The sequence below is a fragment of the Anaerobacillus alkalilacustris genome, assembly GCF_001866005.1.
GTDB classification, from domain to species: Bacteria; Bacillota; Bacilli; order Bacillales; family Anaerobacillaceae; genus Anaerobacillus; species Anaerobacillus alkalilacustris.
In genome coordinates this window covers 89,222-102,135 of sequence record NZ_MLQR01000020.1, presented here as the reverse complement: position 1 = coordinate 102,135, position 12,914 = coordinate 89,222, and the positions used below count along the sequence as shown (strand labels likewise).

Below are 12,914 nucleotides of genomic sequence, written 5' to 3'. Positions count from 1 at the left end.
GATTATATTAAAAATATCAAACCTCCCCTTTATTAGATTTTTATTAAAATTTATTGGACAATATACCGAAAAGGATTGAGAAGTTTAACAATATAGAAAAATACATACTTAGAAAAGTGAAAACTAGGATATACAGCCCCATAAGTCAATCATTAATGATAAAATTGAGGGATGAAGCGTAAATCATTTTTTTAGAATTGGCTGGTGTTTATATATTATGAAAGAGAAGAAAAAGCTATTAGAAGTTGACTTATATAAACCAATCCAAACGTATTTTATAAAAGAAGGATATGAGGTTTATGGCGAAGTTAATGACTGTGACATTGCCGCTGTCAAAGAAGATGAATTAATTGTTATCGAATTAAAACTCACCTTAAATGTTGATCTCCTTATCCAAGCCACAAAACGGCAGCGGTTAACGGAGTTTGTCTATGTCGCAGTACCTAAACCGAAATACAGCTTGCGATCCAAACGTTGGACAGATCTATGTCATTTAATTAGAAGGCTTGAGCTCGGATTAATTATTGTATCATTTACTAGTAATCGTAAAAAAGCAGAAATTATCTTTCATCCGACTCCATTTAGTCAGAGTAAAAATACACGTCAAAACAAACAAAAAAGAAAAAGTTTACTAGCCGAAGTTAACGGCAGAAGTGCAGATTATAATGTAGGTGGGAGTAATCGAACGAAAATTATGACTGCCTATAAAGAGAACTGCATACAAATTGCATGTTATTTAGAAAATTTCGGACCATTATCGCCGAAAAGATTAGTTGAAATGGGGGCGGGAGCGAAAACTTCTTCTATTTTAACAAAAAACTTTTACCAATGGTTTGAAAGAATTAAAAGGGGTACATATATCATTAGTGAAAAAGGAAAACAAGACATAAAAGAGTATCCTGAGCTTGTTACTTATTATCTAGAAATAATGAATAAGACCGATGTGAATAAAGGAGAAAATTAGTGTGGTTTTATAAATAAAGGTGATAAAAAATTAAAAATTAACGAGAGATCGAACAGGAACACAAAGTGTGTTTCTGTTTTTTTACATAATCAGAATTTATAAATATCTAACTTGGAACCTGTCTAGCGCAAGCAGCCTACGATCTCGGTCACTTCTTACCTTTTCAGAAGCAAAGAGAGGCTTCTGTCAAAGGCCTTCCACTGCGAATAATATACGAAACTAAAGAGCTAAAGCCTAAATAGGTATCTTGTTCTTTTCTCACTAATGAAATAGAGTGTTAGATTTTCTAATGGAAATGTAGTTATCGTTACTTTTTTTGTACTATAATCATTTCAACAATTAACAAAGTTACAAGTTGTGTGAGATTATTTACAAAATGTATTGAGATTTAGTAGTGCACTAATTTATTAATGTTAATGGACAGAAACCAAAAAAATACTAGGAAATATCACTCACTTTATTACATATCTCGAAGAAAAAGGAGTCCTTGCTATGATGAAATACAAAATAGGCTTTCGAACCATCAAAACAGCTGCTGCAGTCTCTATTGCGATTACCATTGGTCAATATTTTGATTTGCAGTTTTATGTTTTTAGCGCAATCATTACGATACTTTGCGTTCAAACATCCAAGAAAAAATCATTAGAGAGCGCCTCAGCTAGGTTTATGGCCTGTATGCTTGCGATTCCTTTTACGTATGTTTTTTTCGAAGGTATAAGTTTTTCTCCTCCAGTTATCGGACTCTTACTACTATTTTTTATCCCTACAACTGTTTTTCTTAAAATTAATGAAGGAGTGGTAACGAGTACGGTTATCATTTTGCATATTTATCTGACTGGGCAAGTTTCTTGGTCAATTGTATTAAATGAAATTGCCTTGGTATTGATAGGAGTAGGATCGGCGTTGTTAGTAAATCTTTATATGCCAAACTTAGAAAGGGAGTTACAAAAGAAACAAGAAGAAGTTGAAACGAACATTCAACATATTATTAGTGAGATCGCTGAATATTTAAGGACCAATCAAAAGCTTTGGACAGAACAAGAAATTACGGATTCTGTAAAGGGAATTAGAGAGGCAAAATCTCTTGCTTATCGAAATTTAGAAAATCAACTTTCTAAAAAAGATGATTATTATTATCGGTATTTCACCATTCGAGAAAAACAAATGGAAATATTAGAGAGATTAATACTTAATATGGAACATATTCACCCAATGGTAGAACAACGATATCTTATTGCCGACTTTATTGAATTTGTTAGCTCTTATTTTCACTCAAATACAGACAAGACTATTTGTCTAAAAAAACTCAAACGAGTGGAAGAAGATTTCAAAAAAGTTCCTCTACCAGAAACTTGGGAGACATTTGAAGCTAGAGCGCATTTACTACTAATAGTAAGAGAATTAGAGTATTATCTTTCTATTACAACCAAAATGAATGCCAGTCGTAAAAAAATGGCATATAATTAAATAATTTTTAATATAATTTACAAGGTAATGGTGCAGAGATTTCTCTGTACCTTATTTTACATAATCATAATTTATAAATTTCTAACTTAAAAACTGTCTAGCTCCAGGCGCCTTGCGCTTTTTCTGTGAAAATAAAAAAGCTAAAGTCGTGTTATTAAGGAAGTAGGTTAGGCTTGAAAGAACTTTTTAAACAAAAAAGGCAATAGGAAATAAAGGGTGCTTACAATGTTTTTTTTAAGACACCCCTAACAGCATATTCGTTCATAGTTACTAGTTATTTAGCTAATCCGGGTTCTGAATAATTCTGCTTATTGAGTAGTAACGTGTATATAATTCTTAGAACTTTATGTGCAATTGCTTGTAAAGCCTTTTTCTTTCCTCTTCTTGCAGAGAGAGTCCAAAAAACTGATGACATAGCTGTTTTCCTTGATCTTGATATTGCCCAGGCTACTTCACAAAGTGCTGTTTTTATATGTGGGTTTCCTTGAATGTTTTTAGAACTTTTTTTTACCAGCACTTTCATTGTTTCCAGGACTTACTCCTGCCCATGATGCAAGGTGTCTTGAGGAAGGAAATTGAGTCATGTCTGTACCAATTTCGGCAATAATGCTGGCCACAGTATGATCTTTGATACCTGGTATAGTTAGAAGTATCTCTTTATCTTCCTGGTAATTTTGAAGGAGAAGTTCAATTTGTTTTTCTAAGTCTTGAATTGATTTTTCTAAAAACTCTATATGGTGCCAAGAACATTNCCAGACTTACTCCTGCCCATGATGCAAGGTGTCTTGAGGAAGGAAATTGAGTCATGTCTGTACCAATTTCGGCAATAATGCTGGCCACAGTATGATCTTTGATACCTGGTATAGTTAGAAGTATCTCTTTATCTTCCTGGTAATTTTGAAGGAGAAGTTCAATTTGTTTTTCTAAGTCTTGAATTGATTTTTCTAAAAACTCTATATGGTGCCAAGAACATCTAATCATAAAAATTTGATGCTCATTTAATGTACCGAAAAGAGATTCTGAAATAGTATCAGCTTTTTTTCTTAGTGAGTGGTGGATGTTAGCGTTGATGTCGTTTGCATCAAGATAACCCTTATCAACTAGTTGATTTAGTAGTTTGCGTCCTGAGACACCAAAAATGTCTGAAATAACAGAGCCAAGTTTGATATTAGAACATTCAAGCACTTTGGAAATTCTATTTTTTTCGGCAGTTAAATTTCCAATCCATTTTTTTCTTAAACGAGTTAAATCACGTAATTCTCTGAGATCTTGGCTTGGAACAAAGCTCTTTTCAATTAGACCATGCCGAAGAAGTTTAGCAATCCACTCTGCATCAGATACATCGGTTTTGCGGCCAGGAACATTTTTAATTCGTTGAGCATTAGCCAATGTAATATCAAAGTATCCTTCTAAGATGTTATATACTGGTTTCCAATAGATACCTGTGCTTTCCATGGCAATGTGAGTGACTTCTTTTTCTTCTAACCATTTTAGAAGATCAAATAAGCTTTTAGTAAGTGTAGAAAATGTTTTAGTTTCTTTTTGGATGGAATCATCATTTGTACCTGTCAAAGTACAGACAACAATTTCTTTTTGATGAACATCCATTCCGGCACAATGAGTGATAATTGTGTCCATAACTATTACCTCCAAATTAGTGTCTATGAAAAGTGGAATAAGCTTGAACAAACAGTATTTTTCTGTACGTGATCTTCTTCAAAATGAAGAGTCAACAAAGGGGGGTACACAAAGCAAATTCCAAACAGTTTCTTATTCAGGGTCGAACCACCACAAAAGCGCACGTGAATTGTACTTTCCATAGCATTAATCATTATAGGTAAATGGGTAAACGGGAAAACCCCGGAGAAAATTAATTTTCATGTCCGGGGTGTGAGTAATAAATCATGTGTGTTTCTTAATGGTTTTTGCATATATTTTTACGGCTTATTAATAGGCTTCTAGCGATGAAAATGGTAAAATTAATAAAACTAGTGAAAAGGGAGAACAAGTATGATCAATAAAAAAGACGTAATAGCACGTAGAATATTTGGATGGAGTCTAAATAGTTCAGGTAAATGGTTCGACCTTGAAAAACGGACTTTCATTAGCGATTCAGAATTTAAGCCTGATCAAAATCTAGATCAAGCGATACTTATCGTAGAAAGACTACAACAGTTCGGATTTACATACACTAAGAAAAGTGATTTTGAGGTTGGTTTTAACGACATATATGGAACAGGAGACACACTAGCAGAAGCGATTACAAATGCAGCGTATCAACTAGCAGAAAATAGTTCAATATCTGATGAGTGGCTATAATCATACAGGAAACAACATTAACCAAAACTCATTACACCTTTTTTAAAACGTGTGAGAGTTTTGGTTATTTTTTACATAATTATAATTTATAAATTGCTAACTTGGAAACTGTCTAGCACAAGCAGCCTACGAGCTCGGTCACTTCAGTCAAGTTATGACTTCACTGACTTCCTGGATTGCTTCTTTGATGATGCTTTGCTCTTGAGCAAACGGAGTGGTACAGGAGCAGCTGCTCGTGACCAAGGCGCTTGCGCGTTTCTTGTAAAGTTAATTTGTGTCTATAGTCATAAATTGTTGGCGATTACGCTTTATTTTTAATCGGATAATGATTACAAAAGGAGAGTTAGATGGGAAGATCTATAGAACAAAAACGGAAAAAACTAAAAAGAAAACAACGATTAAAAGACGCCAAAAAGAATTGGCTAACACAAACAATAACTTCAAAAAATATCTTACCATCCTATTGTCAGTGGTATGGAGTTGATAAGCTTTGTGCATTAATTGAGTTAGAAATGCTTGGTCACTCTTTCAGTGAAGAATATAAACAAAATATTATGAAAGAAATAGAAGAAAAAAGATCTCAAAAGAAAGCTCGTAAAAGAAAACATCAACAACATTTGGAGGATAATTTTGATTCAGACGAATCGTTTGCCTTTATCGTAGACTATACTGAAGGGGGAGCGCCTATTGGGATTACTCACGAGGAATGGGACGAAATGGAAAATTTGAACCGTGTTCCGCCTAATTTGCTTAATAATGAGGTTATGATCAAGTTGCCAAAAAACACAAGTGAATTAATTCGGCAACTTGATCATAACCAACCCCTAGAAAATTTAGTTCAATATTCAATCGCTATTACTTTGTATGTCTCGAAACTTCTTTCCTTATCGGAGGCAGCGACTGTAGCTGGGCTTAACTTTACTGACTTTATTAACCTATTAACTTCGAATCATATCCCTTGGAATACAGATTTAGAAGACAGTCATTTTGACCATCAATCAAGTTTACAGTCATTAATATTTGAGGAAGCCAGTTATAACAATAAAGAAGAGTAGCGGCTAAGATAGATTAATAAATGGACGATAAGAAAAATAAACAAGAAAACATGAAAAAGATATTCTTGATCAATATTATTAAAAGTTAACTGATGAACAGAAAGAAAATTCCTGACTATCGTTAGATCGATGAATATAGTTAAACATGTATAAACAATAATAAGTAGTTAATTCTATATAAAAAAGATAAAAGGTGGTTAATCGTGGATCAATACAAAATCAAACAAATGATTATTGATGATCATTTTGATGGACAAGAATACGTAACAGCTGATTTTTCCTATAATAATAAAGATTATAGTGTAACATTCAATAAATCCGACCTTGAAATAATCAACACGTGGCTTTTTGAGGAAAGCAAATCAATTCCAGCAAATTTATCAGAAAGCGTAATAGATGCAATAAGGGATGACGTTAGAAAAAGGATCTAGTGAAAAAGCTAGATCCTTTATGAATTATATGGAAATTACGCTTAAAGTTCTAGTTTGGGTTGAAGTGATTTTATTATTCTAAAATATAAAATTCGATCTATAACCCCGAGTATTTTTTCATATTACAGAAAAATAACTATATTAAAATACATCTTGTACTAAGGCTATTCATAGTTCTTATTGCGATAAAAACTTGTTTCTGTAATTACTTAACGTAAGTAGAGGCCAAATGTAGCGATAGCTATGGTAATGAATGTAGAAGGCTCCTGGTAGACCTGCTCCCGTTGGATATTCTGTCTCCCAGCTGTTTTTGTGAACACTTTGAATAAGTTGTTCTATTCCTTTGTTGATTTGGGGAGTTGGCTGATCGAACACGGAAATGAGCGCATCCAATGCCCATGCCGTTTGCGAAGGTGTACTTGCATTAAGAGGAACGTACGTTTTATGTGCGTCACTATAGCAAGACTCTCCCCAACCACCGTCCTTATTTTGAATAGAGTGTAACCAATCTATACCTTTCGTAATGGAAGGGTGATTCTGGCTAATGCCAACAGCTCTTAACCCTGTAATGGCTGCCCACGTACCATAAATATAACAAATGCCCCAACGACCATACCATGAACCGTTTTCTTCTTGATTTCGAACTAACCAACGAGCGCCCATTCGTATTTGTGGATAAATCACATTTAAATTCACATCATTACCTAAAAATTCTAACGTTCTTCCAGTTAAGTCCGTTGTTGAAGGATCAATAAATGTTCGCTCCGCCTCATCAATTGGTATGAAGGTAACTATGAAGTTATCAGTGTTTCTTTCAAATGCAGCCCAACCACCATCATTATTTTGCATCGATAATACCCAATGTACACCTCTAGACCAACTATTTGCAAAATTTCCATAGTTACTCGCAAGTTCTTTTATTGCTCTCAACGCTGCTGTTGTATCATCAACATCAGGATTAATGGTATTACTATCTGAAAAACCCCAACCACCCGGAGGTGTATTCGGATTGTTAAATGCCCAGTCCCCGTATTTCGTTTGCTGTCTTGATAAAAGATAGCTACCTGCTTTTACAATCATCGGATCAAAATTTTCAACACCAGCTTTTTGTAACGAATGACTAATTAGAGCAGTGTCCCAAACGGTTGAAGTAGAATTTTCAGTATGATACCCATGTTTTGTTTTGCAAACAAAAGTTTTCAAGCCGTTAATTGCATTTACAATTGCTGGATCCGTTTTTGAATATCCAAGGGAAAGTAGAGCAAATATCATAAGGAAAGTTGCACTAAAATAACTATATAGCGTTCCATCGGGTTCGATTCGCTTCAGTATGAATTGTTTTGCTTGTTCAAAAGCAAGACTACGAATCTGTTTCGGTAAATAGATAAGTTTTTTAATTTCCCTTTTTATCGTCTCAATAATGCTTTTTGAAAAATCAAATGGACGGTCATTGATGTGTCGACCTCCAAGCAATTCAGATAAATTCGGAGTTTCTTTCGTTTTTAGATGAAAATCCATATTTGAGGCGATAAGGATCGGTACATAGTGAACCCGAGCATATCCGACAAGGTCATATAAACTAATTGGAGCAGAGCGAGGTAACAAGATAAATTCAATCGGAACTTGGAAAGCGTTGGGCCATGAAATTTGTCCAGTTAAAGATAGGATAACCTTTGTTAAATCATGGGCATTAGCAAGACCACCTTTTTTCATGATAAACGTTTTAGCTTTAATCATATGGTTCTCATTTTCATTGGCATATCCTGAATAAAGTAATGCAAAATAAGCTTCAATCGTTGCAGATAGATTACCTTCTTCTTCGTCATAAAATTCTTTCCAGGCACCATTAGTGCTTTGAATTGAAAGAAGTCGCTTTACTAATTTTTTTATTAGCTCCTCATCTTGATGGTTTAAAGATTTTAATAATATAATCATATAGGCATCTGTCTTTACGCCAGTTTCAAAGCAAAATCTCCAAGATCCGTCAGCCCTTTGGTGAGTGCGTAATTTATTAATTAGATCATTTATTGTGTGGTGAATTTTCGTTTCCAAGTTAACCACCTCCTACATACAAACGTATAGTAGTAGGACGGCTATTATGCATATTTAAACAGAAAAATTAATCTCAATATACTAAACATTTTAAAGAAAAAAGTAGTTTTATTATCTATTCCTTGCAAAACGATAATAAATATTATTTAATAGATTTAGAAAATTTAATAATTTCATTTAAAAGTGCTTCATATTAAAATGTGAAGATAATAGGGAAATCGGTTAGAGTCCGATGCAGCCCCCGCTACTGTATTCGCTGATGAACTTGTCTATAACCACTGACGTATAAGTTGGGAAGGAGACAAGAGTAGAAAGAAGCGTAAGCCAGGAGACCTGCTTTTAAAGTTGTTTCTTTATTTTTCGGTGGGAGGGATAGAATTCATATGATATCGTATAATTTTATGCCTATACATATATGTATTCAAAATCCTTAACGTCAAGTTAAGGATTTTTTTATACTTTAAGAAAGTTTAACTTAGCTAAAGGATTAAAGTATAAGAAAACTAAGGCTTTCGCTATAGTACTTGGCGATAAGCCAAGTTTTTCTAAATACACACTTTAAGATTTATTAAGCAAATGAAATTTAATTAGTTTTAGAAGTCTAAATGTTTTTTGTCACATTATTAACTATGAATAAGAAAACAAAAAGATCGAGTTCATATTTTAAAAAGAAAGGTAGGAAAGAAATTGACAGAAAGACGAATCGTTATTGCAGGTACTGGTAGTGGGGTAGGAAAAACAACGATTACGATTGGAATTATGGCAGCATTAAAGAAAAAGGGCTATGTAGTTCAAGGGTTTAAATGTGGACCGGATTATATTGATCCAACTTACCATACAGCAGTAACACAGAGAGAATCTCGAAATCTAGATAGTTGGATGTTAAAAGAGAATGTTGTAAAAGGGATATTAGTAACTGGTAGTAAAGGCGCCGATATTTCAATCATTGAAGGTGTCATGGGCTTTTATGATGGGAAAGATCCAAGAAATAATAAAGGAAGCACGGCAGACATTAGTATTTTAACAAATAGCCCAGTGATCCTTGTCGTTAATTGTGCCAGTATGGCTCGCAGTGCTGCAGCGATTGTAAAAGGATTTCAGTGTCTATCAAAAGAGGTAAACGTTGTTGGTGTGATTGCTAACCGTGTCGGTAGTATTGGACATTTTAATCTTGTTAAAACAGCGATTGAACAAGAATGCCATGTTCCGGTTATTGGTTATTTACAGCGAGAGTCAGATATTGAGATGCCTGAAAGACATTTAGGGTTAGTCCCTTCTATTGAACGTGGTGAGCTTGATGACTTTTTTGATCAACTTGGTGACCTCGTTCTAAAAACAATCGATATCGACAAATTGCTAGAAATTTCAATAACAGAACCTCTTGAAGTCGATGAGACGTATTCACTTTTTGAAAAAAAAGAGGTGCAGGTGTGCCGGATAGCTGTCGCCAAGGATGCAGCTTTTAATTTTTATTATCAGGAAAATTTAGAGCTACTTGAAGCATACGGAGCAGAAATCGTCTATTTTTCACCTTTACAAGGTGAAGTTTTACCTGAGAATATTGACGGTTTATACCTCGGTGGCGGGTTTCCAGAGGAATTTGTTGATGAACTTTCTAACGATAATAGTGTAAAACAATCAATAAAAACAGCGATTGAAGCAGGAATGCCTACCCTTGCTGAATGTGGTGGATTTATGTATTTAACCGAAGCTATTGAGACAACAAATAATGAAGAATATGACATGGTAGGGATCATTCCAGGTAAAGTTACGATGCAAAAAAGGTTAGCTGCTCTTGGATACCGAGAAATAACTGGAAAAAGTGGGAACTTCCTTTTACCAAACGATTTACAGGCGAAAGGACATGAATTTCATTATTCAATCTTTCATTCGAAAAATGAAATCCCTTATGCATATGAAACAAAAGGAATGCGTGGTATCGCATCTGAAGGTTATATGAGTGAAAATCTAATCGCTGGTTACACGCATTTTCATTTTGCTTCTTGTCCTGAAATGGTAGAAAATTGGATACTAAAATGTAAGGAGACAAAACGATATGAGTAAAGCTCTCCCACTCATGATTCAAGGGACTCATTCAGATGCGGGGAAAAGTGTAGTTGTAACGGCTTTTTGTAGAATATTTAAGCAAGATGGATACCATACAGCTCCATTTAAATCACAAAATATGGCTCTTAATTCATACATTACTTTGGATGGTAAAGAAATTGGCAGAGCTCAAGGCGTTCAAGCTGAAGCAGCCGGTGTGTTAGCTACAACCGATATGAATCCGATCTTAATTAAGCCAAATCGAGAAAACGAGTCACAAATTGTCGTTCATGGAAAGCCATATAAAAATATGCAAGCAGGTCAGTATCGTAGTGAATTTTTTTATCAAGGGTTACAGCTGATCGAAGAGGCACTTACATCTTTATCTGAAAAATATGAAAGAATTGTCATAGAAGGGGCTGGTAGTCCTGCTGAAATTAATTTAAACGATCGTGAACTTGTCAATATGCGTGTGGCAAACATAGCAGATGCACCAGTCATTCTTGTTGGTGATATTGATAAAGGAGGGGTTTTTGCTAGCTTAGTAGGAACCCTGCAGCTTTTATCTTCTAGTGACCGTGATCGAGTCATTGGGGTGATCATTAATAAATTCCATGGAGACATCAAGTTGTTAGAGCCTGGCTTAACTTGGTTTGAAGAATATACTGGTAAAACTGTTTTAGGAGTTATCCCATATTTACGAAACTTGAATATTGACGCTGAGGATTCGGTTATTCTTGATCGCTATAAAGCTGATGAAGATAAAACAAAAGACATCGATATAGCCGTTATTCAATATCCGAAAATTTCAAACTTTACAGATGTTGATCCTTTTTTTGTTGAGTCAGACTGCCATGTTCGTTTTATTACAAAAGCTGATCAATTAAAACAGCCTGATCTCATTATTTTACCAGGAAGTAAAAATACAATTGAAGATTTACTATTTTTGAAAAAAAACGGATTAATGGACAAAATTTTAGCTTTACATAACGATCATAAGCCTATCATCTTTGGTATATGCGGTGGCTTTCAAATGCTTGGCTTATCGATTGAAGACCCTGACGAAATAGAATCAACTCACTTAAAGGAGAGTGGATTAGGTTTATTACCATTAAAAACAACGATAACAACGGAAAAAACAACAATTTTATCGGAGGGAACACTCTCTTTTGGAGATACGCTTACTCATGTTACTGGCTATGAAATCCATATGGGTAAAACAGCATTTGTAGGAGATTATGAACCGTTCATTCAGATGGAAGATAAAGAAGAAGGTTGTAAAAATGCAGATGAACGTGTTCTCGGTATGTATTTTCATGGCATTTTTCACAATGATGAATTTAGAAAAAATCTTTTAAACAAAATTCGCTTAGAAAAAGGATTACTTGAACTAAATGAGCGAATTTCATTCCAACAAATTCGCGAATCAGCTTTTGATCGACTAGCTGATCATGTTCGTAAGCACGTCCAATTAGATAAAATAAATGAGAAAATGAAGGAATTTCATTTGAGGAGGAAAAAAATGACAAAGTTTACTAATTACTCTATACCTGCACTTGATAAGGATACTGGCCACCAGGTCAATGAATATATGAATACACTAACAAAGCCCCCTGGGAGCTTAGGAAGATTAGAAGAATTAGCAAGAAATTTAGCAGAAATGACGTCAAATCCATTTCCAATCGTTACACCACCTGGGGTTATTGTGTTTGCAGCCGATCATGGTATCACTGATGAAGGCGTTTCAGCATTTCCACAGGAAGTAACAGGCCAAATGGTGAAAAACTTTTTAACGGGCGGTGCGGCAATTAATGTATTTAGCAAGCAAATTTCAGCTCAATTTGAAATTGTCGATATTGGTGTTGCAACGGATATTGAAGGCGAAGCATTAATATCAAAAAAGGTTCGATACGGAACTGGCAATTTTTCTAAAGAAAATGCAATGACTAGGGATGAAGCTAAAAAAGCGCTTGAAGTGGGTTTCACTGAGGCAGAAAAATTAATTCAAAAAGGGGTCAAATGCCTTATTTTAGGTGAAATGGGTATAGGAAACACGACAACGAGTAGTGCGATTTTAGCAGCAATTAGTGGGAAGGACATCCAATCGCTCGTAGGTTTTGGAACGGGTATTCCACAAGAAAAAATCATTCATAAGCAACAAGTCATTGAAGAAGCATTAAAGGCAAGAAAGCCTGATCCTACAGACCCAATCGATATCCTATCTAAAGTTGGTGGTTTGGAAATTGCAGGTATGGCAGGAGCAATGCTTGCTGCAGCGAGTAATCGAATCCCAATTTTAGTAGATGGATTTATTTGTACCGTAGCTGCACTAGTTGCGAAATTGATTAGTCCTGACGCGGCAAATTATATGATCGTTAGTCATCGTTCCGTTGAACCAGGTCATCTAACGGCAATTAAGCTTTTAGAAAAAGAACCTTTAATTGATTTAAGATTACGTCTCGGTGAAGGCAGTGGTGCTGCGGTTGCCTTTCCACTCTTGGAATCTGCCACATTAATGCTTAAAGAAATGGCCACATTTACATCAGCAGGAGTTAGTGATAAAGCATAAATCTAAAGGAA

At 34.8% G+C, this 12,914-nt stretch carries 9 protein-coding genes, 2 pseudogenes and 1 riboswitch; of the genes and pseudogenes, 8 read left to right on the top strand and 3 right to left on the bottom strand.

The window, feature by feature from the left end; all coding sequences use genetic code 11:
- Positions 1 to 217 precede the first annotated feature (217 nt).
- Together BKP37_RS08575 and BKP37_RS08570 are read left to right on the top strand one after the other, a co-directional pair.
- Complete coding sequence (locus BKP37_RS08575; protein ID WP_071309198.1) at positions 218 to 964, top strand: DUF2161 domain-containing phosphodiesterase; 747 nt, start codon at positions 218 to 220, stop codon at positions 962 to 964.
- Between the two features lie 492 nt (positions 965 to 1,456).
- Entirely contained in the window at positions 1,457 to 2,431 is a 975-nt protein-coding gene (locus BKP37_RS08570; protein WP_245712474.1) for an aromatic acid exporter family protein, read from the top strand.
- A gap of 494 nt (positions 2,432 to 2,925) precedes the next feature.
- Here the strand turns inward: BKP37_RS08570 and BKP37_RS20010 are convergent, their stop codons facing one another.
- Together BKP37_RS20010 and BKP37_RS08560 are read right to left on the bottom strand one after the other, a co-directional pair.
- Entirely contained in the window at positions 2,926 to 3,048 is a 123-nt protein-coding gene (locus BKP37_RS20010; RefSeq protein WP_169823106.1) for a transposase, read from the bottom strand.
- A gap of 139 nt (positions 3,049 to 3,187) precedes the next feature.
- Positions 3,188 to 4,069, bottom strand: a pseudogene (locus BKP37_RS08560) (IS110 family RNA-guided transposase); the annotation flags it as partial.
- 372 nt (positions 4,070 to 4,441) lie between these two features.
- Between BKP37_RS08560 and BKP37_RS08555 the strand changes: the two are divergent.
- The 3 genes from BKP37_RS08555 (at position 4,442) to BKP37_RS08545 (ending at position 6,236) form a co-directional block, all read left to right on the top strand.
- Positions 4,442 to 4,750, top strand: coding sequence for a BC1872 family protein (locus tag BKP37_RS08555; RefSeq protein ID WP_342707774.1), 309 nt, complete (start codon positions 4,442 to 4,444; stop codon positions 4,748 to 4,750).
- A gap of 347 nt (positions 4,751 to 5,097) precedes the next feature.
- Positions 5,098 to 5,805 carry a UPF0175 family protein gene (locus BKP37_RS08550; RefSeq protein ID WP_071309196.1) on the top strand — a complete coding sequence of 236 codons (708 nt, stop codon included), beginning with the start codon at positions 5,098 to 5,100 and terminating at the stop codon, positions 5,803 to 5,805.
- Between the two features lie 203 nt (positions 5,806 to 6,008).
- The gene (locus BKP37_RS08545; RefSeq protein WP_071309195.1) at positions 6,009 to 6,236 is read left to right on the top strand and encodes a hypothetical protein; all 228 of its coding nucleotides are present in this window, start codon (positions 6,009 to 6,011) and stop codon (positions 6,234 to 6,236) included.
- 177 nt (positions 6,237 to 6,413) lie between these two features.
- On the opposite strand, the gene shc is transcribed toward BKP37_RS08545, so the two are convergent.
- The gene (shc, locus tag BKP37_RS08540; protein WP_342707773.1) at positions 6,414 to 8,297 is read right to left on the bottom strand and encodes a squalene--hopene cyclase; all 1,884 of its coding nucleotides are present in this window, start codon (positions 8,295 to 8,297) and stop codon (positions 6,414 to 6,416) included.
- A gap of 155 nt (positions 8,298 to 8,452) precedes the next feature.
- Positions 8,453 to 8,643, top strand: a riboswitch (cobalamin riboswitch).
- A 332-nt stretch (positions 8,644 to 8,975) separates the two neighbouring features.
- On the opposite strand from shc, the gene BKP37_RS08535 reads away from it, so the two are divergent.
- From BKP37_RS08535 to cobT, 3 genes and pseudogenes are all read left to right on the top strand, one after another.
- Positions 8,976 to 10,352 (top strand): cobyrinic acid a,c-diamide synthase CobB, encoded by a 1,377-nt coding sequence (locus BKP37_RS08535; RefSeq protein ID WP_071309193.1) that lies wholly within the window; start codon positions 8,976 to 8,978, stop codon positions 10,350 to 10,352.
- Positions 10,345 to 11,838: pseudogene (locus BKP37_RS20470) on the top strand (cobyric acid synthase); the annotation flags it as partial. The gene BKP37_RS08535 and the pseudogene BKP37_RS20470, both read left to right, overlap by 8 nt.
- A complete protein-coding gene (cobT, locus tag BKP37_RS20465; RefSeq protein WP_342707776.1) occupies positions 11,827 to 12,903 on the top strand; it encodes a nicotinate-nucleotide--dimethylbenzimidazole phosphoribosyltransferase in 1,077 nt (358 codons plus the stop codon). The pseudogene BKP37_RS20470 and the gene cobT, both read left to right, overlap by 12 nt.
- Positions 12,904 to 12,914: the final 11 nt, after the last annotated feature.

Excerpts from the sequence above, each read along its gene's own strand:
- BKP37_RS08575 (WP_071309198.1), top strand. The coding sequence starts at position 218 with ATGAAAGAGAAGAAAAAGCTATTAGAAGTTGACTTATATAAACCAATC.
- BKP37_RS08570 (WP_245712474.1), top strand. The coding sequence starts at position 1,457 with ATGATGAAATACAAAATAGGCTTTCGAACCATCAAAACAGCTGCTGCA.
- BKP37_RS08555 (WP_342707774.1), top strand. The coding sequence starts at position 4,442 with ATGATCAATAAAAAAGACGTAATAGCACGTAGAATATTTGGATGGAGT.
- BKP37_RS08550 (WP_071309196.1), top strand. The coding sequence starts at position 5,098 with ATGGGAAGATCTATAGAACAAAAACGGAAAAAACTAAAAAGAAAACAA.
- cobT (WP_342707776.1), top strand. The coding sequence starts at position 11,827 with ATGAAGGAATTTCATTTGAGGAGGAAAAAAATGACAAAGTTTACTAAT.